At 37.5% G+C, this 22,984-nt stretch carries 18 protein-coding genes and 1 tRNA gene; 10 read left to right on the forward strand and 9 right to left on the reverse strand.

The window, feature by feature from the left end; all coding sequences use genetic code 11:
* Positions 1-110 precede the first annotated feature (110 nt).
* Complete coding sequence (locus Q0874_RS14925; RefSeq protein ID WP_299164321.1) at positions 111-482, forward strand: SPOR domain-containing protein; 372 nt, start codon at positions 111-113, stop codon at positions 480-482.
* An 87-nt stretch (positions 483-569) separates the two neighbouring features.
* Here Q0874_RS14925 and infB read toward each other — a convergent pair whose 3' ends face one another.
* Genes infB through rimP form a run of 3 tightly spaced genes read right to left on the reverse strand, consistent with a single transcriptional unit; the run spans position 570 to position 5,012 of the window.
* Positions 570-3,263: a translation initiation factor IF-2 gene (gene infB / locus Q0874_RS14930; protein ID WP_299164322.1), complete on the reverse strand. Its 2,694-nt coding sequence runs from the start codon at positions 3,261-3,263 to the stop codon at positions 570-572.
* Between the two features lie 42 nt (positions 3,264-3,305).
* On the reverse strand, positions 3,306-4,538 hold the full coding sequence (gene nusA, locus Q0874_RS14935) for a transcription termination factor NusA (RefSeq protein ID WP_299164323.1): 1,233 nt from the start codon (positions 4,536-4,538) through the stop codon (positions 3,306-3,308).
* 12 nt (positions 4,539-4,550) lie between these two features.
* Positions 4,551-5,012, reverse strand: coding sequence for a ribosome assembly cofactor RimP (gene rimP, locus Q0874_RS14940; protein WP_299164324.1), 462 nt, complete (start codon positions 5,010-5,012; stop codon positions 4,551-4,553).
* A gap of 208 nt (positions 5,013-5,220) precedes the next feature.
* Between rimP and Q0874_RS14945 the strand changes: the two genes are divergently transcribed.
* Complete coding sequence (locus tag Q0874_RS14945) at positions 5,221-6,525, forward strand: cation:proton antiporter (RefSeq protein ID WP_299164325.1); 1,305 nt, start codon at positions 5,221-5,223, stop codon at positions 6,523-6,525.
* A gap of 59 nt (positions 6,526-6,584) precedes the next feature.
* Here Q0874_RS14945 and Q0874_RS14950 read toward each other — a convergent pair.
* A tRNA-Gln gene (locus Q0874_RS14950) sits at positions 6,585-6,656 on the reverse strand.
* Between the two features lie 170 nt (positions 6,657-6,826).
* On the opposite strand from Q0874_RS14950, the gene Q0874_RS14955 reads away from it, so the two are divergent.
* Complete coding sequence (locus Q0874_RS14955) at positions 6,827-10,186, forward strand: DUF2723 domain-containing protein (protein ID WP_299164326.1); 3,360 nt, start codon at positions 6,827-6,829, stop codon at positions 10,184-10,186.
* A gap of 43 nt (positions 10,187-10,229) precedes the next feature.
* Here the strand turns inward: Q0874_RS14955 and Q0874_RS14960 are convergent, their stop codons facing one another.
* From Q0874_RS14960 to Q0874_RS14970, 3 genes are all read right to left on the reverse strand, one after another.
* Complete coding sequence (locus Q0874_RS14960) at positions 10,230-10,526, reverse strand: co-chaperone YbbN (protein WP_019670695.1); 297 nt, start codon at positions 10,524-10,526, stop codon at positions 10,230-10,232.
* Between the two features lie 91 nt (positions 10,527-10,617).
* On the reverse strand, positions 10,618-11,847 hold the full coding sequence (locus Q0874_RS14965; RefSeq protein WP_299164327.1) for a metallophosphoesterase: 1,230 nt from the start codon (positions 11,845-11,847) through the stop codon (positions 10,618-10,620).
* A 57-nt stretch (positions 11,848-11,904) separates the two neighbouring features.
* A complete protein-coding gene (locus tag Q0874_RS14970) occupies positions 11,905-12,627 on the reverse strand; it encodes a copper homeostasis protein CutC (protein WP_299164328.1) in 723 nt (240 codons plus the stop codon).
* Positions 12,628-12,668: 41 nt separating this feature from the next.
* On the opposite strand from Q0874_RS14970, the gene Q0874_RS14975 reads away from it, so the two are divergent.
* From Q0874_RS14975 to Q0874_RS14985, 3 genes are all read left to right on the forward strand, one after another.
* Positions 12,669-13,652 (forward strand): isoaspartyl peptidase/L-asparaginase family protein, encoded by a 984-nt coding sequence (locus Q0874_RS14975; protein ID WP_299164329.1) that lies wholly within the window; start codon positions 12,669-12,671, stop codon positions 13,650-13,652.
* Between the two features lie 57 nt (positions 13,653-13,709).
* Positions 13,710-16,547 (forward strand): DNA polymerase I, encoded by a 2,838-nt coding sequence (gene polA, locus Q0874_RS14980; protein ID WP_299164330.1) that lies wholly within the window; start codon positions 13,710-13,712, stop codon positions 16,545-16,547.
* 112 nt (positions 16,548-16,659) lie between these two features.
* Positions 16,660-16,881, forward strand: coding sequence for a T9SS type A sorting domain-containing protein (locus tag Q0874_RS14985; protein ID WP_299164331.1), 222 nt, complete (start codon positions 16,660-16,662; stop codon positions 16,879-16,881).
* 164 nt (positions 16,882-17,045) lie between these two features.
* Here Q0874_RS14985 and Q0874_RS14990 read toward each other — a convergent pair whose 3' ends face one another.
* Positions 17,046-17,543, reverse strand: a complete 498-nt coding sequence (locus Q0874_RS14990) for a hypothetical protein (protein ID WP_299164332.1) — start codon at positions 17,541-17,543, stop codon at positions 17,046-17,048.
* 283 nt (positions 17,544-17,826) lie between these two features.
* Here Q0874_RS14990 and rplM point away from each other — a divergent pair, with 283 nt between their 5' ends.
* The 4 genes from rplM (at position 17,827) to tsf (ending at position 20,955) form a co-directional block, all read left to right on the forward strand.
* Complete coding sequence (rplM, locus tag Q0874_RS14995; protein WP_299164333.1) at positions 17,827-18,282, forward strand: 50S ribosomal protein L13; 456 nt, start codon at positions 17,827-17,829, stop codon at positions 18,280-18,282.
* On the forward strand, positions 18,283-18,669 hold the full coding sequence (gene rpsI / locus Q0874_RS15000; protein ID WP_299164334.1) for a 30S ribosomal protein S9: 387 nt from the start codon (positions 18,283-18,285) through the stop codon (positions 18,667-18,669).
* A gap of 231 nt (positions 18,670-18,900) precedes the next feature.
* A complete protein-coding gene (gene rpsB / locus Q0874_RS15005) occupies positions 18,901-20,073 on the forward strand; it encodes a 30S ribosomal protein S2 (protein ID WP_299164335.1) in 1,173 nt (390 codons plus the stop codon).
* A 57-nt stretch (positions 20,074-20,130) separates the two neighbouring features.
* Positions 20,131-20,955: a translation elongation factor Ts gene (tsf, locus tag Q0874_RS15010; protein ID WP_299164336.1), complete on the forward strand. Its 825-nt coding sequence runs from the start codon at positions 20,131-20,133 to the stop codon at positions 20,953-20,955.
* Positions 20,956-21,090: 135 nt separating this feature from the next.
* On the opposite strand, the gene Q0874_RS15015 is transcribed toward tsf, so the two are convergent.
* Positions 21,091-22,962 carry a peptidase M61 gene (locus Q0874_RS15015; RefSeq protein WP_299164337.1) on the reverse strand — a complete coding sequence of 624 codons (1,872 nt, stop codon included), beginning with the start codon at positions 22,960-22,962 and terminating at the stop codon, positions 21,091-21,093.
* Between the last annotated feature and the right edge of the window lie 22 nt (positions 22,963-22,984).

Raw genomic sequence — 22,984 nt, forward strand, 5'->3', positions numbered from 1 at the left:
GGTTTTATAATTTATAATTTATATTGATTCTAAATAAGCATGAAAACTTTTGTTTAACCTTCAATAAATTACTTTTGCATTTTATGTTTGATCTCTTTAAAATTAATATCATGAAAAAAGCAATCCTATCAGTCATACTAGGTGGATTCATTACTTGCGGAATGGCACAAAGCGGGAAAATAAACATTGAACAAGACGCTAATATTACCCGCCTTCTGGAAGTATATAAAATTAGTAATTCAAAATCTAATTTCTTTACAATTCAGGTTGGCTTTGGCTCTTATTCCAAGGCAGAGGAACTTAAACAGCAGGTAGATATTGATTTTCCCGACTTAAAATCAAAAATAATTTTTGATTCTCCTACGTACAGAGTTCAGATTGGTCAGTTTAAATCTAAATTGGATGCGGAACGCAAATTTAAAGAGGTTCGCATAAAATATCCTGAATCGCTTTTATTAAAACCAGAAAAAACGACCAAATAGGTCGTTTTTTATTTTATTGTCATCTAAGTCTATCTGAGGACTACTATTTCGTTTCGCGGTACTTCCAAAATTTTTCCAAATTTCAGATCAAAGCTTTTTCTTTACCGCAACTTCCTGGAAGGCCTCCACAATATCCCCTTCTTTTATATCATTATAATTCTTAACCTGAAGTCCACAATCATAGCCCTTGGCCACTTCTTTAACATCATCCTTAAACCTTTTTAAAGATGATAGTTCTCCAGTAAAAATTACCACACCATCCCTAATAAGACGAATACTCGAGTTTCTAAAGATTTTTCCAGTGGTTACCATACAGCCGGCGATTGTGCCTACTTTAGATATTTTAAAGGTCTCTCTAATTTCAGCCGTACCCGTAATCTCTTCTTTCATCACCGGAGACAGCATGCCTTCCATTGCATCCTTAAGATCATTAATGGCATCATAAATAATAGAATACATCCTAATATCGATCTCCTCTTTATCCGCAATATCCCGGGCATTGCCCATTGGCCTAACATTAAACCCAATAACAATGGCATCAGATGCCGAAGCCAATAATACATCAGATTCTGTGATTGCACCTACTCCTTTATGAATAATATTGACTTGTATTTCATCGGTTGACAATTTCTGGAAGGAATCCGTTAAAGCCTCTACAGAACCATCCACGTCACCTTTTAGAATAATATTCAACTCTTTAAATTCGCCTAATGCGATTCGTCTGCCAATTTCATCGAGCGTAATATGCCGTTGTGTCCTTACAGATTGTTCGCGTTGTAACTGACTCCTTTTGGAAGCAATTTGTTTTGCTTCTTTTTCATCTTCAAGCACATTGAATTTATCCCCGGCCTGAGGCGCACCGTCTAATCCCAAAATTGAAATTGGTGTAGATGGACCCGCTTTTTTAACAATCTTGCCACGTTCATCCTGCATTGCCTTAATCTTGCCACTGCATGTTCCCGCCAAAACGTAATCACCTATTTCCAAAGTACCTCCCTGCACCAAAATAGTGGAGACATATCCTCTTCCTTTATCAAGAAATGCCTCTACCACAGTACCAGAAGCTAATCTGTCGGGATTAGCTTTTAATTCCAAAAGTTCTGCTTCTAAAAGTACTTTTTCTAAAAGTTCCTTTACCCCATCTCCGGTTTTTGCCGAGATATCATGAGATTGAATTTTTCCGCCCCAATCCTCTACAAGTAAATTCATAGCGGCCAAACCTTCTTTAATCTTTTCAGGATTTGCTGTAGGTCTGTCTATTTTATTAATCGCAAAAACTATAGGAACTCCAGCGGCCTGTGCGTGACTAATGGCTTCCTTGGTTTGAGGCATAATATCATCATCTGCAGCAATTACAATTATGGCAATATCCGTTACCTGTGCTCCCCGTGCACGCATAGCAGTAAATGCTTCGTGACCCGGTGTATCTAAAAAGGTAATTCTTTGCCCCCCAGATAAGGTAACGCCATAAGCACCTATATGCTGTGTAATTCCTCCACTCTCCCCTGCAATTACGTTTTCCTCACGAATGTAATCCAATAATGAGGTTTTACCATGATCTACATGACCCATTACAGTAACAATAGGGGCCCTGGGCTTTAAATCCTCTGGTGCATCTACTTCTTCCTCAATCGATTCTTCAAGGTCTGCCGTAATAAATTCAACTTCATAACCAAATTCTTCTGCAACAATAGAGAGAGTTTCAGCATCCAGTCTTTGATTCATGGTAACCATAATCCCAAGAGACATACAAGCAGAGATTATCTCAGTAGAAGCAACATCCATCATCGTAGCAACTTCTCCAACAGTCACAAATTCAGTAACCTTAAGTATTTTGCTTTCCAACTCTTGTTGTTCCAGATCCTTCTCCGTCTGTTGTCTGTGCTGGTCTCTCTTATCTCTCCTATATTTTGCTCCTTTTCCTTTTTTGGATTTACCCTGAAGTTTTTCAAGAGTCTCACGCACTTGTTTTTGTACTTCTTCTTCCGTTGGCTCAGCCTTTGGAGTAGAGGCAAAACGCTGTCCCTTTTTAACAGTAGTTCTCGCTCTGCCAGCACCTGGCGCACCATTATTACTAATAATCCTCTTCCTTCTTTTTGGCTTTGCTGTTTCGGAAGGTGCCTTTACAGGTTCTTTCTTTTTCTTAGGCTTATCAAACTTAGAGAGATCAATTTTATCTCCCATAATTTTAGGCCCGGAAAGCTTTTTATACTTTGTGGCAATAGAGCTGGGCTCCTCTGGCTTTTCCTCCTCCGGAGCTTTCTCCTCAACCTTCTTTATCTCTGGTGCGGTTTCAGGTTTTATTTCCTCTTTTACTTCTTTAACTGGTACTTCTTCCTTTACCTCAGCAATTACCTCTTCCTTTGGGGCTGGTTTCTCTTCAACCTTCTTAGGTTCAGGCTTAACTTTCTTCTTGGGGGTTAGATCAATTTTACCTACTTGTTTCGGTCCGGAAAGTTCAACCCTTGCCTTCACTACTTCCCTTGAAGCAGCTCTTTTTTCTCTTTCCAGTCTTTTTTCTTCCTGCTCCTGCTCCAGCTGCAGTCTTATAGCTTCTTTTTCCTTTCGTTTCTCCTCACCAACTTCCTGGGATGCAACTTTCTTGCTCATATCCGTCTGGAATTCGTCTAAAAGAACCTGATGTATGTCTTCAGAAATCTTTGTGGTAGGTCTTGCCTCCACCTTGTGTCCTTTAGACGCAAGATATTCCACCGCTCTATCCAAAGAAATGTTAAGTTCTCTCAAGACTTTATTAAGCCTTATTGTTGCATTGTCTGCCATAAATACTGTTTACTCTCTACTTTTAAGTTGCTAATATATAGCTTAATCTTCAAATTCTTCTTTCAGGATACGCACAACGTCTGAAATAGTTTCCTCTTCCAGGTCGGTACGTTTTACCAAATCGTCTATATCCTGCTCCAGAACACTTCTGGCAGTATCAAGACCTATCTTTTTAAGTTCTTCAATTACCCAGCCTTCAATTTCATCAGAGAATTCTGTAAGTTCCACATCTTCCTCCACGCCTTCACGGAATACATCTATCTCATAACCCGTAAGTTGACCAGCAAGACGTATATTATGACCACCTCTTCCAATGGCCTTTGAAACTTCCTCGGGCCTTAGGTAAACTTGTGCGGTCTTTTTTTCATCGTTTAAGGTCACGGTAGAAACACGTGCGGGACTAAGGGCACGGGTAACCATTAACTGAGGATTATTTGTCCAGTTAATCACATCTATATTTTCATTTCCAAGCTCACGTACTATTCCATGAATACGGCTACCTTTCATTCCGACACAAGCCCCTACGGGATCTATCCTATCGTCATAAGAATCTACCGCTACTTTAGCTTTTTCACCTGGAATTCTAACTGCCTTTTTTATTGTAATTAATCCATCAAATACTTCCGGAATCTCCTGAAAGAACAATTGCTCAAGGAAGATTGGTGAAGTTCTAGACATGATGATCATTGGTTTGTTACCCTTGAGCTCTACGCTTTCGATAATTCCCCGAACGTTATCACCCTTTCTAAAAAAATCAGAGGGTATTTGTTTATCCTTAGGAAGAATTATTTCGTTTCCTTCGTCATCCAACAAGATAATTGCCTTATGTCTTATGTGATGCACTTCAGCCGTATATATCTCCCCTTCAAGGTCTTTAAATTGCTTATAAATGGTTGTATTGTCGTGTTCGTGAATTTTGGATATCAGGTTTTGGCGCAAGGCTAATATTGCCCTTCTTCCGAGATCTATAAGCTTTACTTCTTCAGAAACATCTTCACCAACTTCAAAATCCGGTTCTATCTTACGAGCTTCTGAAAGGGATATTTCTTCATTTGGTTCTTCTACTTCCCCATCTTCCACAACAATTCTATTTCTCCATATTTCCAAATCTCCCTTATCAGGATTAATAATGATATCAAAGTTATCATCGGAACCAAATTTCTTTTTTAAAGCATTCCTAAAAACGTCTTCTAATATCGCCATTAGGGTCACCCGGTCAATAAATTTGTCATCCTTAAACTCGGAGAAAGATTCGATCAATGCAATATTTTCCATTTTGCGCTGTGATTAAAATATTAATTTAACTTTTGCCTCTTCAATTTCAGAAATGGCAATTTTTTTTCTTTTCTGAACGGTTATTTTGCCTTTCCCCACCGGTTTAGGTTCTCTTGCTTTCCATTCCAGGGTAATGGTCTCCTCTGTTGCTTCGGTAAGATCACCTTCGTAATTTTCGGTCGCTGTTTTTACGACTAACTTCCTGCCAATATTTTTAGGATACTGGCGGGCCAGCAAAATAGGCTCCGCAGCACCGGCTGAAGTAACTTCTAATGAAAAATCATGTTCTTCCCTATCCAAATTATGTTCAATAGCCCTGCTTACGGCCATACAGTCCTTAAGATTCACTCCTTCATCTCCATCAAGAACTATCTTAATAGTGTTATCAGGAGTAATTGAAAAATCAATTAAAAACAAGGTTTTATTCTCCTCCAGTGCTTTTTCCAAAAGCTCTTCAACTTGTGCCTTTAACATAACCATAAGTAACAAAAGAGGGGACAATTTGTCCCCTCATGAATACAATTATATCCTTTCAGTGGGCAAATATACAATTTTTTTTGATTTTAAAACAGAAGCTTATTCCATTTATATAAGATACTTATAGCAAGATCACCAACGTTTCACTTTTAATAGTAACTTTAGTATAAATGAATTAAATCTAATCGCATTAATCAACATTTAAATGGACGTCTTTAACTCCTATAACCTTATTATTGAAGCATCGGTAATACTTATTCTTTCTTTTCTATTTAATGGTATCTCAAAAAGAACAAATATTCCGTCTGTCCTATTACTTATACTTCTTGGGTTTATTTTGCAATTTGTACTTAAAACTTTTACCTCCGAAGAAGTTGACTTCTTTCCAGCATTGGAGGTGCTGGGTATTATTGGCCTTATAATGATAGTACTCGAAGCTGCACTTGAACTTGAATTAAAAAAGGAAAAAATAATCCCTATTTTGAAATCTATGGCAATAGCACTCACAGGGCTGATAGGTTCTGCATGGGTAGCTACGCTAATTCTTCATCAATTTATCCCGGATATGTCTATGCAGGCCGCCTGGTTGTATGCAACACCTTTATCTATACTTTCCAGCGCTATTATTATTCCAAGCGTTAGTGAGCTTGCGGAAAAGAAAAGGGAATTCCACATCTATGAAAGTACATTTTCTGATATTATGGGAATCATGATGTTCTATTTCCTTGTGAGTGGGCTAAATCCTGCAGAGGATTCGGGTGCCGGAGGTTTTGCTCTTAATATTCTACTAACTATAGTAATTTCACTTATTGCGAGTTATGCAATTATTCTTATTTTTCAACAGATAAAAAGTCAGGCCAAACTTTTCCTGCTAATTGCCGTCTTGCTTCTTTTATATGCAATAGGCAAACAACTTCATCTCTCCTCTTTACTTATCATTTTGATATTCGGTTTAGTAATTGCGAATATGAAGTTATTTTTTGGTGGAAAATTATCACACTTTCTAGAGTATGATAAAGCGCATCGTATTTATCATGAACTTCATATTGTGACCCTCGAAACGGCATTTGTAGTGCGTACTTTCTTCTTCGTTATTTTTGGGTTGACCATAGCCATTGCATCTTTATTTAACTTTCAGGTAGCCCTGGTAAGTGTCCTTATTATTCTTTCCATCTACGCTATTAGATTTGTAATCTTAAGAACTTTTATAGGCAGCGATATACTGCCACAACTATTTATTGCTCCAAGGGGCCTCATTACAATATTACTGTTTTATGCAATTCCTTCAGAAGTACAGGTAGCTACATTTGAACCGGGGATTCTGCTTTTTGTGATTATAGGCACAAGTCTTATCATGACATGGGCTATGATTAAGAATAAGAAAAAAATGAGCACCATATTGGACCTGGTAGACGATGAAATAGATGAATTAAAGGAAGCAGACGAACTACTAAAACAAAATGATCTGAAAATTCAAGATGAGCCTCAAATTCCTGAGGACTTAGACTAAGAAACTAAAATTAAGAATCCCAACACTAAAGAAGCATTGGGATGGGTATACAATTTTCGTTGGCCTACTAGGACTCGAACCTAGAACGACTGGACCAAAACCAGCTGTGTTGCCAATTACACCATAGGCCATTAGTGCATAAGAGCCTGCAAATTTAAGACAAACTTTTATTTGCACAAATATTTTGGATACAATCAATCAAAAAAAAGAACAATGGCCTCCTGTTAAAGGTTTGACAAAAATATAAGCCCATATCTATTTTAATTAGTAAATTCGCCCAGACTGGTAAACTTCATAGTACATGTTTTCAAAGAACTTCGAGAAATGGGACACCATCCTTGGGTGGGTCGTTTTTTTTATAGCCCTTATTACTTACACTATTACGGTAGAACCTACAGGTAGTTTCTGGGATGCAGGAGAATACATTACAACCTCTGCAAAATTACAGGTGGCGCACCCACCGGGCGCACCTTTGCTTCAAATGATTGGCGCTTTTTTTGCCATGTTCGCTTTGGAACCGGACCAGGTTGCAAGAATGGTAAATTATGTTTCTGGGGTTTCCAGTGCTTTTACCATTTTGTTTATGTTCTGGACCATTACCAATCTAACACGAAAGTTAATATCCAAAAAAGATAAGTTCACAAACAGTAATGCCATCGCCGTATTTAGCAGTGGCATTGTTGGTGCTTTGACTTTTACCTTTTCAGATAGTTTTTGGTTTAATGCCGTAGAAACTGAAGTCTACGCCATGGCCAGTTTTATAATGGCGCTGCTGTTATGGATAGGGTTAAAATGGACAGATGACCTTGAGGATCCAAGGGGTAATCGATGGTTGATCCTCATTTCCTTTGTAGTAGGGCTTACCTTTGGTATTCAATTTATGGGCTTTTTGGCAATTCCAACCATAGGTTTACTATACTATTTCAAAAAATATAAAACCACCACCGTTAAGAATTTTCTCTTAGCCAACATTAGTGTAATTGCAATTTTAATGTTGGTCTATAAATTTTCGCTTACATACGTGCTAAAATTATTTGGCTGGAGCGAAGTTTTCTTTATCAATAGCATAGGTTTACCCTTTAATTCGGGTTCCATAATTATGCTTTTGGTATTTATTGGTGCCTTTTACTTTGGATTGCGGTATACCAGAAAAAACAATTACAGAGTAGCCAATACTTTGGTGCTCTGCGCTATGTTTTTATTTCTTGGTTTTTCTTCCTGGCTTATGTTACCAATCAGAGCAAATGCCAATGTGGTAGTCAACGAAAATAATCCTTCAGATGCTCGTTCGTTGCTTGCCTATTACAACAGAGAACAATACCCACAGGTAGACAGCCCAATTTATGGCACTTATTATTCAGATACGTTTGCTCCGGCAGGACCTGAGAAGGATGATAAACCCAAATATGAAAAAGATAAAGAATTGGGCAAATACATTGTTGTAAATAAATACAAGAATGCAATGCAGGGGCCCAATGAAGATCACAGGGGTTTATTACCACGAATGTGGAGTGATCAGAACGCTGAAAACTACATGAAATATTTCGGCCCTTTGAATTTTAGGATGAAGACATCTAACGAAGAGTTGCGCAAAGCAGTTGCCCAAGTTAAATCTGGTCTTGCCAATGGTGAAATAGATGAAGCACAATACATTGGCTTTTTAAGGCAGTTTGGAGAATATCTGGAAGTAGAACCCCCGAGCGTTTGGCAGAATGTGAAATATATGTTTCAGTTCCAATTTGGTTATATGTACTGGCGTTATTTTATGTGGAATTTTGTTGGGAAACAGAATGATGTGCAGGGCCGTTATAATGGCAATGGTGAATGGTTAAGCGGAATTGGGTTTATAGACAGCCTTCGTTTGGGAACTCAGGAAAATCTCCCAAAGGATGTATTGGATAATAAAGGTAGAAATACGTATTTCTTTTTGCCCTTAATTCTGGGCATTATAGGTTTGGTTTTCCAGTTTACCAAAAATCCTAAGCAATTCTGGGCTCTTTTTGTGTTTTTTATTTTTACAGGAATTGCAATTCAATTCTACACAAATCCCTATATTTTTCAGCCACGTGAACGTGACTACTCGCTTGTAGGTTCCTTTTATATTTTCGCCTTGTGGATTGGTTTAGGGGTTTATGGCCTCTATGAAGAATTTAAAAAATTAATAAATCCAAAGGTGCTTGGACCAGCTATCCTTGTGATCTGCCTTTTGGCTGTCCCGGGGGTAATGGCCTTTCAGAATTGGGATGACCATGACCGTTCTAATCGCTATACCGCCCGCGCAAGTGCCATGGCCTATCTTGATTCATGCCAGGAAGATGCGGGTGCCATGTTATTCACTATTGGAGACAATGACACTTTTCCGCTTTGGTATGCACAGGAAATTGAGGGATACCGTACCGATGTACGAATAATTTGTACCAGCCTTTTTGCAACAGATTGGTATGTGGATCAAATGAAGCGAAAGGCCTATAAAAGTGAGCCTATACCCTCTCAGCTGACGCATGATCTTTATAGATATGGCAACAGGGATGTAATTTATTATCAGGGTCTTCCTGGTTTGGAGGAAAAAAGATGGAACATCAAGGATTTTATGAATTGGGTAGGCAGTAATAAGCCTCAGACAAAATTCAAATATATACTTGAAAAACAGGGTGCTGATCTAAGCGAATATTCGGAGAGCACATTAGACCTTGTATATTATCCAACTAACAAAATAAGAGTACCGGTTAACAAGAAAAACGTACTTGAAAGTGGCCTGGTCAAAGAAAAAGATTCTGCATTAATTGTTGATTATATTGATATTGACCTGCCGAAAAGTGCACTGCCGAAAAACAGGATTATGATGCTGGATATCATTGCTAATAATGATTGGAAACGCCCAATCTACTTTTCCGGCGGTAGTTTCGACAAAGCAGAATACATCTGGATGAAAGAGTATTTACAGCTGGAGGGATTAGCCTATAAATTAGTGCCTATCCAAACGAAAAATCAAAGTTCTTTTGAGATGGGGCGAATAGATACAGAACTGATGTACGATATCGTAAAAGGATGGGATTGGGGCAATTCAGGAAGTTCAAAGATCTATCATGATCCACAAACCAGAACACAAGGTTTATCTTTCCGGGGCAATCTTGCACGATTAACAGAAGCTCTTATAAAAGAAAACAAAATAGACAAAGCAAAAGATGTGATTAACATTGCCATGACAAATATGCCTTTGGAATACTATGGCTTTTACGCTTTTGTTGAACCTTATGTGGATGGATATTATAAGGTAGGAGAAACAGAGAAAGCCCGAGATTTATTTTATAGGTTAAGGAATATTTATCAGGATCGATTGGACTATTATTCAAGCATTCCTTTGGACGAACAATATGATAATATTGAAGATATTATTGGTGACATGGAAGCTTATAGAAGAAACATTGATATTCTTATCGAAAATAATGACCGGGAGTTGGCAGAAAAAGAAACCTTAATTTTTAATGAGCATATAGACAGGTTCAGTCACTTTTACAAGGATGAGATCTTGGAAGAGCCTCCATTATTAGAGCAATCTAATCCTGATATGAGAGATACTTCGCCCCTTGAAGGTGATTCGGTTTCAGGTAACTCACTAGATTCAGCGACTGGGCTGGATACCGTTAGTGGTGGAAACTGATTCTCCAATCATCCAGGTTATTGCTATAAATACGAAGTTACTTTTATAGGTATTCGTTAAGTATCCCTATAAGTGTGTTTGCATCCTGCTCGCCACTTTGTCTCCACACCATTTCCCCTTTTTTGTAGATCATAAGGGTAGGGAGACCTTTAATTCTAAGTGCTTGTGATAGTTCTTTATTCTTATCAACATCTATTTTTATAACCTTTCCTTTATCTCCTAAAGCTGCTGCAACATCCCGCAGAACCGGATGCATAGAGGTAGATTGCTCATTCCACTCAGCATAAAAGTCAAGTAGTACAGGTATATTTAGATCTATAAGTTCACCGAATTTGGACATATAAATTACATTGGGTTATAGATCAAATGTATGAAAAAATGTTAAAAAATCGGGTATGCCCATAATTTTGGGCAGAACATGCAAGTTAAATTCACGTTAAATCTTTCTTTATTAGAGTAATTACAGTGATTTCCGGCCATATACCTACTCTTCCCGGGTACCCTAAAAATCCAAAACCCCGGTTTACATTTATAAACTCTCCCAGTTCCTCATAAATACCTGCCCAATATTTATAGCGCCATTTAACCGGGCTCCATTTGACCCATCCTGGAATTTCTATTCCAAACTGCATTCCATGCGTATGACCGCTTAATGTGAGATGATAATGATACTTATCTTTTAAAACTACATCCTCCCAATGAGATGGATCATGACTCAATAGGATTTTAAAATCATCCTTGCTAATTTCAGAGGCTGCCTTTTTTAAGTCACCCGACTTTCTAAAACCGCCTCTTCCCCAGTTTTCAACACCAATTAAAGCTAATTTATCTTCCTCTTTTTTCAGATATCGACTCTCATTCAGCAAGAGATCAAAACCCATTTCCTTTTGCATAAGCTTAAGTTCATCCAAATTTTTCATCTTTTCTTCTTCGGTATTCCAGGTAACATAATCACCGTAATCATGGTTTCCCAGAATTGAATATTTCCCATCTACAGCGCTAAGGCTTGAAAACAATTCAGCCCATGGTATCATTTCTTCCGCTTTATTATTTACCATATCTCCGGTAAAAAAAATAACATCGCTCTTTTGCTTATTAATCAAATCAACCGCATATTCGATTTTTCCTCTATTGTCAAAACTCCCACTGTGAATATCTGAAATTTGAGTAATCTGATATCCGTCAAAAGCCGGGGGCAGATCTTCAAATTCCATTTTGTATTTTAATACCTTAAAATTGTATTTCCCTCTATACATTCCGTATAGTAATGCCCCAAAAGGAATTGCTGCTATACCCATGGCAATTAAGCTCAAAAACCTTCTTCTCTCCGGTAGGCTGAACTCCCTTGTAGTGCCGTAAAATTTCTGGTACCCCGCCGCAATGACCCTGAAAATATCTTCAGAAAAAAGAAATATAATTGTAATTATTTTGAAGGTAAGGATGGCTGCCAAAAACCCAAAAGCATAACTTTTAGGTCTGCTTAAAACCCTGCCGTCTGTTTCGCCCCAGGTAAATTGAAAAATAAAGTTCCCAAGTACTATTAACGACATGGCAACAAAAACAAAGTAAACCCAGGGAAACCTGGTTGCGGTCTTCAAGGCTTGTAAGGTATAGAAGCCCAAAATAAAATAAATTATTATAAAAACAATCCAGCGTAACATATGCTATTTTTTACAAATATATTTCTTTAACAGGGTATCGCTTTACATCTTTACCTTTTATTTAACGCTTTGAATTAAGGCACGAACAATCTCGAAATCAGTTAGGGCAATTTCATCATCTCTGAGATACGAGGCAGTATTCATTGAAAGTTGGGGTTTTTTATTCAGGGTTTTACTAAACTTTATTCCCGAAAGATGAATCGCTTTAAAACCTTCATTTTTAAAAACCAGTGCGTTGTGTTCTCGTATTCCTCCACCAGGCATAACAACACATTTTTCTGCCTTCTTTCTCCACGAGACCAACTGATTTATACCCTCCTCTGCTGATTGTCTTCCTCCTGAGGTTAAAATACAGTCTACTCCCAAATTCTCAAGTTCTGTCAGTGTTTTTAAAGGATCAGTTACCCAGTCAAATGCCCGGTGAAAAGTAAATTGTAAATCCCCGGCTGCAGCTATCAGTTCGCCTGTCCGTCTCTTATCCAATGTACCGTCGGCATACAAAACTCCTGAAACTATTCCCGATATACCAAGATCTGCACAGATTGCAATATCTGTTTTCATGATCTGAAATTCGTCCCTGGAATAAGTGAAATCCCCGCTTCTAGGTCTAATCAAAACATGAATGGGAATACCAAGTTTTTCTGAAACTTTCTTTATCAAACCATAGGACGGAGTTATACCTCCAACCGCTAATTCTGAACAGAGCTCAATTCTGTCCGCTCCGGCTGCCTCTGCATTGACAGCAGATTGATAGGAATTAGCACATACTTCTACGATCATTTCATATATTTAGACCTATAAAAGTAAGCAACCCAGCCCAGATGAAACGTAGAAAATTTTTAAAAAATTCTTCCTTAAGTACAGCCGGAATCTTTTCCGCATCCTTATTAGCTTCCTGCGAAACGGATAAGAAACCTCAGGCAGTTAATAAAACGATTAAACCTATTGTCATAGCAACATGGGATGTCCTCAATGCAACAAATAAAGCCTGGAAAGTTCTTAACAATGCTGGTACCGCTTTGGACGCTGTAGAACAGGGAGTAATGATTGAAGAAGCAGATATAAACAATCAATCTGTAGGTAAGGGAGGCAGACCGGATCGGGATGGCAATGTTACTCTGGATGCCTGTATAATGGACAAAGACAGTAATTGCGGAGCTGTATTATATCTTAAAAATATCGTCCATCCTATTTCGGTTGCCAGAAAAGTAATGGAGGAAACACCTCATGTAATGCTTGCAGGCAAAGGGGCGGAATTGTTTGCCTATCAAAAGGGTTTTAAAAAAGAAAACTTACTTACTGAGAAGTCGAAGGCAGAATGGTTGGAATGGAAAAAAACTTCGAAATACCAACCAATAATAAACATAGAAAATCACGATACTATCGGGATGCTTGCTATTGACAGTAAAGGAGATATTGCCGGTGCTTGCACCACAAGCGGGATGGCATATAAAATAGGGGGTCGGGTTGGCGATTCCCCAATTATCGGAGCCGGATTATTTGTGGATAATGAAGTTGGGGGAGCTACGGCCACAGGGGTTGGTGAAGAAGTTGTTCGTACTGTTGGAAGTTTTCTTATCGTTGAATTGATGAGGCAGGGTAAAACGCCTCAGGAAGCATGTGAAGAAGGAGTCAAACGCATCATATCCAAAAACAATGAGAAACTGGATTTCCAAATTGGCTTTATTGCCATCAACAAAAAAGGAGAGACCGGAGGGTATTGCATACAGCCCGGCTTTACCTACAGGGTGTATTCTGAACAAGGACATAATAATAAAACAGCAAGCAGCTATATAAGCTCTTAAATACTTTACTAAAGCGCATAAACTTTGTAGTTTTGGAACTCTACAAGCACATTAAATATGGCAGACCAGAAGCGACTTTTTTTATTAGATGCATATGCATTAATATTTAGGGGGTATTATGCCCTTATAAAAAACCCCAGGATAAATTCCAAAGGAATGGATACTTCGGCAATCATGGGGTTTGTAAATTCCTTGTTCGACGTAATTAAAAGAGAAAAGCCAGACCACCTGGCCGTTTGTTTCGATAAAGACGGCAGTACGGAGCGCACAGAATTATTTGCAGAATATAAGGCAAACCGGCTTGAGACCCCGGACGCCATTCGGGTGGCAATACCTATAATTCAGGACATTCTTAAAGCCATGCATATTCCCTGCATAGAAGTATCTGGCTTGGAAGCAGATGACATTATTGGTACACTGGCCAAACAGGCAGAGAAAGAAGGATACAAAGTATATATGGTTACGCCCGACAAAGATTTCGGGCAATTGGTTTCAGAAAATATTTTTATGTACCGCCCTTCCCGCATGGGCAATGGAGTTGAAATTTGGGGAATCCCTGAAATACAAAATCGATTTGGAGTAGAACATCCCGAACAGGTTATTGACTATTTGGGAATGATGGGCGATGCCAGCGATAATATTCCCGGACTTCCGGGAGTTGGCGATAAAACCGCCAAAAAATTTATAGCAGAATTTGGCACCCTTGAAGGCCTGCTTGCGAATACGGATAAACTGAAAGGGAAAATGAAAGAGAAAGTGGAAGAAAATGCCGAATTGGGACGCCTCTCAAGAAAATTAGCTACTATTTGTGTGACCTGCGACGTTACTTTTGATGCAAAGGATTATGAACTCTCTGAACCCGATAGCGAAGGAGTACAGAAAATATTTGAGGAATTGGAATTTAGAAGGCTTAAAGAACAATTCTTAAGGATCTTCTCAGAAGAAGCTGCTGTGACAGATGAAAAAGTGAACAGTGATGAACCACAACCAAAAAAAGAGCCCCAGGCTGCTGGAAGTGGTCAGTTTTCACTATTTGGAAGTACTGGCGATTCTCCTGCAACTTTAAAAGAATTTTCCAGCAGAAAAACCATTAATGATGTATCTCATGTTTATCAGAGTGTCTCATCAGGAATGGGCATGAAATTATTCCTTCAAAATTTAATGAAACAATCTGTAGTTTGTTTTGATACCGAAACAACTTCTTTAAATCCTCTTGTAGCCGAGCTGGTTGGAATAGCTTTCTCCTGGGAAGCCGGTAAAGGTTTTTATGTTCCTTTTCCTGAAGAACGGGAAAATGCTCAGGAATTAATTGAACAACTCCGACCTTTTTTCGAGGCTGAAAACATAGAGAAAATCGGACAGAATTTAAAATATGATATAAAAGTACTTCACAAATATAATGTTCCTGTAAAAGGAAGTTTATTTGATACAATGATAGCGCATTACCTTATAAATCCTGATATGCGTCACAATATGGATGTTTTAGCAGAGACTTACCTGAACTATACCCCAGTATCTATAACTGAGCTTATTGGAAAAAAAGGTAAAAACCAATTGAGCATGCGTGAGGTTAGTATAGAGAGACAAACAGAATACGCCGTAGAGGATGCTGATATAACTTTTCAGTTAGCAAAGCAGTTTGCAAAAGAACTTAAGGAAGCTAAAACAGAAGATCTTTTCAGGAATATTGAGATTCCTTTGGTAAATGTTCTGGCAGATATGGAATTAGAGGGAATAAACCTTGACATAGAATTTCTTAATTCGCTTTCAAAAGATTTAGAAAATGATATAAAAAACCTGGAAGTCAAGATCTACAAGGAAGCTGGTGAAGAATTTAATATTGCATCTCCAAAGCAGTTAGGTGATATTTTATTTAATAAGCTGAAACTTGTAGACAAGCCAAAAAAAACAAAAACAGGTCAGTATTCCACATCGGAGGATGTGCTTTCCTATCTTGCCAAAGAACACCAAATAATTAAAGATGTCCTAAATTACAGAGGCCTGGCCAAGTTAAAGAGTACCTATATTGATGCATTACCGGAACAGGTTGAAGAAAGTACTGGCAGAGTACATACAGATTATATGCAAACTGTAGCTGCCACAGGAAGGTTAAGCAGCAATAATCCTAACCTTCAAAACATACCAATACGCACAGAAAGAGGCAGGCAGGTACGTAAAGCTTTTATTCCCAGAGATAATAATTATCTTCTTTTGGCAGCTGATTATTCACAAATAGAGCTTAGAATAATTGCATCCCTAAGTGAAGAAACAACAATGATTGAAGCCTTTAAAAACGGGGAAGACATTCATGCCTCAACCGCTTCAAAAGTTTTTAATGTACCCCTTGACGAAGTTACCAGAGATCAAAGAAGTAATGCGAAAACGGTGAATTTTGGTATAATTTACGGTGTGTCTGCCTTTGGATTGAGCAATCAAACTGATCTATCACGGACGGAGGCTAAGGAATTAATTGATACTTACTACAAGACGTATCCAAAACTGAGAAATTATATTAGTGATCAGATAGACTTTGCGAGGGAACATGGATATGTACAAACGGTATTAGGCAGGAGGCGTTATTTAAAGGATATAAATGGCAGTAATGCCATTGTTCGCGGTGCTGCAGAAAGGAACGCAGTGAATGCACCTATACAAGGAAGCGCAGCCGATATAATAAAAATAGCCATGATCAATATCCACAGAAAGCTTAAAGAAGGTGATTTTAAAACCAAGATGCTTCTCCAGGTCCATGATGAACTGGTCTTTGACGTTTTTAAACCAGAACTGGAAGATCTCCAGGTTATGATTAAAACCGAAATGGAAAACGCCTATGAACTTCTTGTGCCTTTAGATGTAGAATTAGGAACAGGAACAAATTGGCTCGAAGCCCACTGATAAGAAAAGCAGGAATTATCCGTTTTATTTTTAGGGTAAGATTATTACTCTGTGATATGATTATTTGCCTCGAAAAATGAGGTTATTAATCTCTTCAAAATAAAACTAAGTCATGGCAAAAGTTCCTGTCTGTTTCTTTTTTTTGGTTTTGAGCACTTTATGTTTAAATGCTCAGCAAGATGTTAATTCGGATAATAAAAATTATCAGACTGAGATAAAGGTGTTCCCCAACCCGGCTACCAATGTTGTTAATCTGCTTGGACTAGAGAATAGTTCAAAAGCAGATATCCTTATTTCTGATATATCCGGTAATATCATCCAGAAATATAGATAGGAAATTCGCATCCATGCCCTTAATATTCCAATTGCCCTCCTCAAGGCTGGAATAGAAAGAATTTCTATTTCATCTAAAGAACAGAGTTTACAAACCAAGTTTTATAATAACTAAAAACCCTTCGTTAAAAAACGAAGGGTTTTTAGTTTCAGTTGAATTTCTTATTACTTTCTGGTAAAGACCAAAACACCGCCATCATTAAAATTCGTAAAATCTAATTCCGTGGCATTTACTCTCATAGTATTTCCTGAAATCTCAACATTCACAGTAGTCTCAACCTCATTCTCATCTATATAGGTTAATACTCCTCCTTCAAACATATAGCTATCTATGCTAGTGTCTTTCTGAGTTGGACATGGAACATCGAGTCCTGTACCTCCGGGATTTACGTTTATCTCGAGGTAGTTTCCTGAATTTTCCGTAATGACGCTTAAGTCTGCATTAAAAGTAATGGTCATAATAGAACAATTTATTGCAGATAAGAAGCTTAAAATATCCTGGGCGTATTTTTCATCATCACTTGCCGTACTTTCATCAATTTCCAATGCGGTTAGTTCCCATGACCCAACAATATCATTATCTTGATTTGAATCATCCTTGTCTGATGAACAGGAAAATAAAAGAGCTGTTGCAATAAAAAGAGTTAATAGGTTACGTATCATTTTAATTGGGTTTACAAATGTTTTTATCTGTTGAAAAACGTAAAAAATGGCCATATAGTATATCTAGGGGGCTAGATTAGAGGACGATTTTAAAGTTCATCTAACAGCCCTTATATATTGCTTTATACATTATTCTTAAAATCTTGCTTAAAATATCAGATTTAAACAGTCATCATTATTTTTAAAAATTAGAGAAATAACGGTTTGCATTTAAACTTAATAGTTGTACATTTGCAGCCCGTTAAACGGGATTGAAGTGTTTAATTAATAAAAAAAAGAAGTAGTGGATACATTAAGCTACAAGACCAAATCTGCTAATAAGAATACTGTTGAAAAGCAGTGGTTATTAGTAGATGCTGAGGGCCAAACATTGGGACGTCTTGCTTCTAAAGTGGCAAAAATTTTAAGAGGTAAGAACAAACCAAATTTTACGCCACACGTTGATTGTGGTGACAATGTTGTTATTGTCAACGCGGAGAAAATTCAACTTAGCGGTAATAAATGGGAAGACAAGACCTACACTAGGTATACCGGATATCCCGGAGGTCAAAGATCAACCACTGCTCGGGAACTCTTGGATAAAAATCCTGCAAGTATCATTGAAAAAGCAGTAAAAGGTATGCTTCCTAAAAACAAATTAGGAGCTGAGCTGTTTAGAAACTTAAGAGTTTATGTTGGCACTGATCATGATCAGGAAGCACAAAAACCAAAGGCTATTAACTTAAATGACCTTAAATAGATGGACATAATTCATAAAATAGGTAGAAGAAAAACGGCTGTTGCACGCGTTTATATTTCAGAAGGAAAAGGCAACATTACCGTTAATAAAAGGACATTAGAAGATTATTTCTCTACAGCTACTTTACAGTATAAAGTAAAACAACCTTTTGCTTTAACTAATACTGTGGATAATTATGATGTGAAAGTTAATGTTTACGGAGGTGGAATTACAGGACAGGCAGAAGCAGTACGCCTGGCTTTGTCAAGGGCTCTATGTGAGATTGAGGCCGAAAACAGGGAGGTTTTAAAACCTGAAGGATTACTTACTAGAGATCCTAGAATGGTTGAGCGTAAAAAGTTTGGTCAGAAAAAAGCAAGGAAGAAATTCCAATTCTCGAAACGATAAAAATATTATATAGTCCTGGAATAAATTCAGGATTTTTAACCCAAGTTCATTGAAAGTCTCTTGTATTAGAGACAATTAAAAATCTAAACCTTTTAGTTACTTATATTTAAGGTAACTATAAAGCAGGTAAAGGTTAAATTTAGTTTAGCATCTAAATGTTGGAGGCTTTCCACTAAGAAGGAATACCACTTCAACATTGCTAATTCAAAAGAACGTAAACTAAGTATTAAAATGGCTAAGAAAGCTGAAGTTAAAGAATTATTAGAAGCAGGTGTGCACTTTGGACACCTTACACGAAAATGGAATCCAAATATGGCTCCTTACATCTACATGGAGCGGAATGGAATTCACGTAATCAATTTATATAAAACGGTTGCAAAATTGGAAGAGGCTAATGAAGCCTTGTCTAAAATTGCGGCCTCTGGCAGGAAGATCCTATTTGTAGCCACTAAGAAACAGGCAAAAGATATTGTTGCTGAGAAAGTATCTAACGTGAACATGCCATACATCACAGAAAGATGGCCCGGAGGTATGTTGACCAACTTTGTTACTATTAGAAAGGCAGTAAAAAAAATGGCTTCCATTGATAGGATGAAGAAAGATGGAACGTTTAACACCCTTTCTAAAAAAGAACGCTTACAGGTAGATCGCCTTCGTGCTAAATTAGAAAAGAACCTTGGTTCAATATCTGACATGACGCGTTTACCCGGAGCCTTGTTTATAGTGGATACTATGCGTGAGCATATTGCCGTAAAAGAGGCTCAAAAATTGAATATCCCCATATTTGCTATGGTGGATACCAACTCAGATCCAAGACCCATTAATTACGTAATTCCTTCTAATGATGATGCATCTAAATCTATTGATGTGATATTAACGGAAGTTACAAATGCAATTGCAGCTGGACTGGAAGAGCGTAAATCCGAAAAACAAGCTGGAAAAGAAGGTGGTTCTGATGAAACTACTGCTAAATCCGAAACAGCAGTTGTAGAAAAAGAAAAGGAAGAAACCGTTGCGGTTACCAAAGCACCTAAAGAAGAAAAAGCTAAAGCTGTTAAAGAAAAAGATACGCCTAAGCAAACAAAGGAAGATGCTGAGCCGATAACCGAGAAAAAGGAAGCTGCTGCAGTTAAAAAAACAGTAAAAGCAGATGCTGACAATCTTACAAAGATTGAAGGTATTGGTCCAAAAGCAGCCGAGGCACTTACCAAGGCAGGAATTAATTCATATGCGAAATTAGCTAAAGCAAATGCAGATAAAATTAAGGAAATCCTGACCGAAGCAAGTTCCAGAATGGCACATTTAGATCCGGGCTCCTGGCCAAAACAAGCAAAAATGGCGGCTGATGGAAACTGGGATGAATTAAAAGATTGGCAGGATAAGGCTAAGGGTGGAGTAGTATAATTATAAATTAATTGACAACTGAATACGGGCTATCGTGTTCTATAAAAAGAAAATAAAATGGTAAAAATTACCGCTGCAGAAGTTAACAATTTAAGAAAGACCACAGGTGCAGGAATGATGGACTGCAAAAATGCATTGGTTGAGGCCGAAGGAGATTTTGAAAAAGCTATTGAAATCCTTCGAAAAAAAGGACAGAAAGTAGCTGCTAAAAGAGCAGACAGAGATTCCTCTGAAGGGGCCACTATAGCTCAGGTTAATTCTGACAAAACTAGTGGAGTTATTATATCGCTGAATTGTGAAACCGATTTTGTTGCCAAGAATGATAGTTTTGTTGCCCTTGCTAATGAGCTGGCTAAACTTGCACTTGATTTTGATAGTAAAGATGATTTCCTTAATGCTAATTACAATGGCATATCAGTACAGGAAAAACTAACTGAACAAACCGGTGTAATTGGTGAAAAAATTGAAATCGGTGGCTTTAGAAAACTAAATGCTCCTTTTGTAGGATCTTATATTCACGCGGGCAATAAGATTGCAACATTGGTAGGTCTTTCGAGTGCCGTTGAAGGTGCTGCCGTAGCTGCCAAAGATATAGCAATGCAGGCTGCTGCTATGAATCCGGTTGCGCTTGATGAATCCGCGGTAGATCAATCCGTTATTGATAAGGAAATAGAAATAGCCAAAGATCAATTACGTCAGGAAGGTAAGCCTGAGGCCATGCTGGATAATATTGCAAAAGGAAAATTAAAACGTTTCTTTAAAGACAATACTCTGGTTAACCAGGATTTTATTAAAGATAGTAAACAGAGTGTTTCTCAATATATCAAATCTGTTAATCCTGATTTGAAAATCACAGGTTTTGAAAGGGTCGCTTTAGGATAAAAAACCCATTTAATGTTTAATAAAAACCACTTTTCAAAAAGAAAAGTGGTTTTTTTATTTGATCAATTTAGTTCAATCCTGTTCTTCCAGTCAAAAAGTTTATTTACTGAAATCTTAACTATTCCGAAAAGACACTTAGCCTTTGAGCCAGGCTCTCCTAAGTTTGGATTGTGGGGTGTTTTCCAAATTATCTATGGGTACAATAGTGGTTACTTTAAGGGTTGGTGTCCCAACTTTTCCTTGCAGTATTAATTCTTCCTCTCCGCGTTGAACGACCATAGTAATTTTCCTGTCGGATGTCCATCCAAAACTTTGACCAATTATAGGCCTAATCGATTCTAATGAAATAGGCATCCCATCAATACTTCTTATAGTATCACCACCCTTTGCACCAAGATCTGTAAAGAAAGTATTTAACTCAATACCGCTTCTAATAAATATCGCATCATTATTAGTTTGATCAATATCTATAAATGGTATTTCACCATTTAAGAAATAACCGCTCCGCTCCTGCATGTCTGTCATCCTCAATCCAACAGAAGCCAAAATCTCATCATAATCCAAAGGTGTATTACCTATAACATAAATATCAAAAAATGATTTGATTTCCGGATAGGTCAATGCCACAATTTCGTCAATAATATCCCCGTCCTCAAATGGTGTGTCATTGTCATATTTTTTTGAAAGCTCCTTCATTAACCATAATACTCCTTTTTCCCCATTACTCAAGTCCCTCAGCTTAATATCCAAACACATATTTATTAAGGCTCCCTTTTCATATACATTGGCGTAATTCCCTTTATATGGATCTTCCAAAACATTTTTGCTCATTGTTGTAAATGACATTGCATCATCATAGGACTTGGAATTATTTATTTTATCTACAATTCGTCTATAAAATTCAGCCTCATCTATTAAACCTTGTTGAATCTGAAACAGGTTGGCGAAATATTCGGTAGTCCCCTCATACATCCATAAGTGTTCAGACATTTTAGGATCATTAAAATCAAAAAATTGAATTTCCTTTGAATGCACATTCAAGGGTGTAACAATATGAAAAAATTCATGTGAAACCACATCTATCATTGCTTTTTCAAGAGTTTCTATGGGCATTTGCTCAGGAAGTACCACAACGGTAGAAGTATAATGTTCCAGGGCCCCGAATCCGGAAGCATCACTTTCGTCTAAGGTAGACAGATACAATAATATATTATATTCCTTAGTACCATCAATCTCGCCAAGAAATTCTTTTTGAGCTCTCATCATACGCTCCATACTCTCCTTCAGATCTGTAGCCAAATAAATGTCATTTGGAGAATAAACACTCAAATTAACTGTAATATCATTAATGGCAAAAGAAGCTATGTTTGCTTTCGCATATAGAATTGGATTATCTACAACTTCAAAATACCTTGAAGCAACAAAGATATCTGTCGTATTACTGGAATCATCTTGCTTTTTAATTAATGATGTTGTAGGTATTAGATCGGAAGGAGAAGAAACAATTAACTCATAGGGTACTTCCTTTAAGCCTTCAAAATAACCTACAAATCCATGAAGATTCAATACAAAATTTTTGCCCTTTAAAATATTTGTCCCGGCAGGAGAAAATACCGGATCGTTTAATTCACTTTCACTATCATAAGTATCCGTTACATAATAAGCGATCTTATCTAATTTTGTTGCATCGGAGATATTCCATTCATTGGTTCCGATTGAAGTAACCAAAAGTTCATTACCCTGATAATCAATAGCCTTGAGGTCTTCTATATACTTGCCATAGTCATCCTCACTGTAAGTCCCTGGAACGGTTTTTGGAATAAAAAAAGAAATGTTTTGTTTACTAAATGACCCCGGGTTCATTGTTACTCTTACTCTGTCATTATCAACGTTTACCAAATCTATTGTTGTTTCGATAACTGCTTTATCTGCCGACAATACGGACTTTGTAGAACCACAACCATATAATAATACAAGGAAAACGTATAGGATAATTAATTTTTTCATTTGAACCTGAGATAGTATTGTT

The organism is uncultured Eudoraea sp. (genome assembly GCF_947490415.1).
In the GTDB taxonomy this organism is placed as follows: Bacteria; Bacteroidota; Bacteroidia; order Flavobacteriales; family Flavobacteriaceae; genus Eudoraea.

Bases quoted from the DNA above. Each gene is read 5' to 3' on its own strand.
- Q0874_RS14925 (WP_299164321.1), top strand. From the start codon at position 111: ATGAAAAAAGCAATCCTATCAGTCATACTAGGTGGATTCATTACTTGC.
- infB (WP_299164322.1), bottom strand. From the start codon at position 3,263: ATGGCAGACAATGCAACAATAAGGCTTAATAAAGTCTTGAGAGAACTT.
- nusA (WP_299164323.1), bottom strand. From the start codon at position 4,538: ATGGAAAATATTGCATTGATCGAATCTTTCTCCGAGTTTAAGGATGAC.
- rimP (WP_299164324.1), bottom strand. From the start codon at position 5,012: ATGTTAAAGGCACAAGTTGAAGAGCTTTTGGAAAAAGCACTGGAGGAG.
- Q0874_RS14945 (WP_299164325.1), top strand. From the start codon at position 5,221: ATGGACGTCTTTAACTCCTATAACCTTATTATTGAAGCATCGGTAATA.
- Q0874_RS14955 (WP_299164326.1), top strand. From the start codon at position 6,827: ATGTTTTCAAAGAACTTCGAGAAATGGGACACCATCCTTGGGTGGGTC.
- Q0874_RS14960 (WP_019670695.1), bottom strand. From the start codon at position 10,526: ATGTCCAAATTCGGTGAACTTATAGATCTAAATATACCTGTACTACTT.
- Q0874_RS14965 (WP_299164327.1), bottom strand. From the start codon at position 11,847: ATGTTACGCTGGATTGTTTTTATAATAATTTATTTTATTTTGGGCTTC.
- Q0874_RS14970 (WP_299164328.1), bottom strand. From the start codon at position 12,627: ATGATCGTAGAAGTATGTGCTAATTCCTATCAATCTGCTGTCAATGCA.
- Q0874_RS14975 (WP_299164329.1), top strand. From the start codon at position 12,669: ATGAAACGTAGAAAATTTTTAAAAAATTCTTCCTTAAGTACAGCCGGA.
- polA (WP_299164330.1), top strand. From the start codon at position 13,710: ATGGCAGACCAGAAGCGACTTTTTTTATTAGATGCATATGCATTAATA.
- Q0874_RS14985 (WP_299164331.1), top strand. From the start codon at position 16,660: ATGGCAAAAGTTCCTGTCTGTTTCTTTTTTTTGGTTTTGAGCACTTTA.
- Q0874_RS14990 (WP_299164332.1), bottom strand. From the start codon at position 17,543: ATGATACGTAACCTATTAACTCTTTTTATTGCAACAGCTCTTTTATTT.
- rpsI (WP_299164334.1), top strand. From the start codon at position 18,283: ATGGACATAATTCATAAAATAGGTAGAAGAAAAACGGCTGTTGCACGC.
- rpsB (WP_299164335.1), top strand. From the start codon at position 18,901: ATGGCTAAGAAAGCTGAAGTTAAAGAATTATTAGAAGCAGGTGTGCAC.
- tsf (WP_299164336.1), top strand. From the start codon at position 20,131: ATGGTAAAAATTACCGCTGCAGAAGTTAACAATTTAAGAAAGACCACA.
- Q0874_RS15015 (WP_299164337.1), bottom strand. From the start codon at position 22,962: ATGAAAAAATTAATTATCCTATACGTTTTCCTTGTATTATTATATGGT.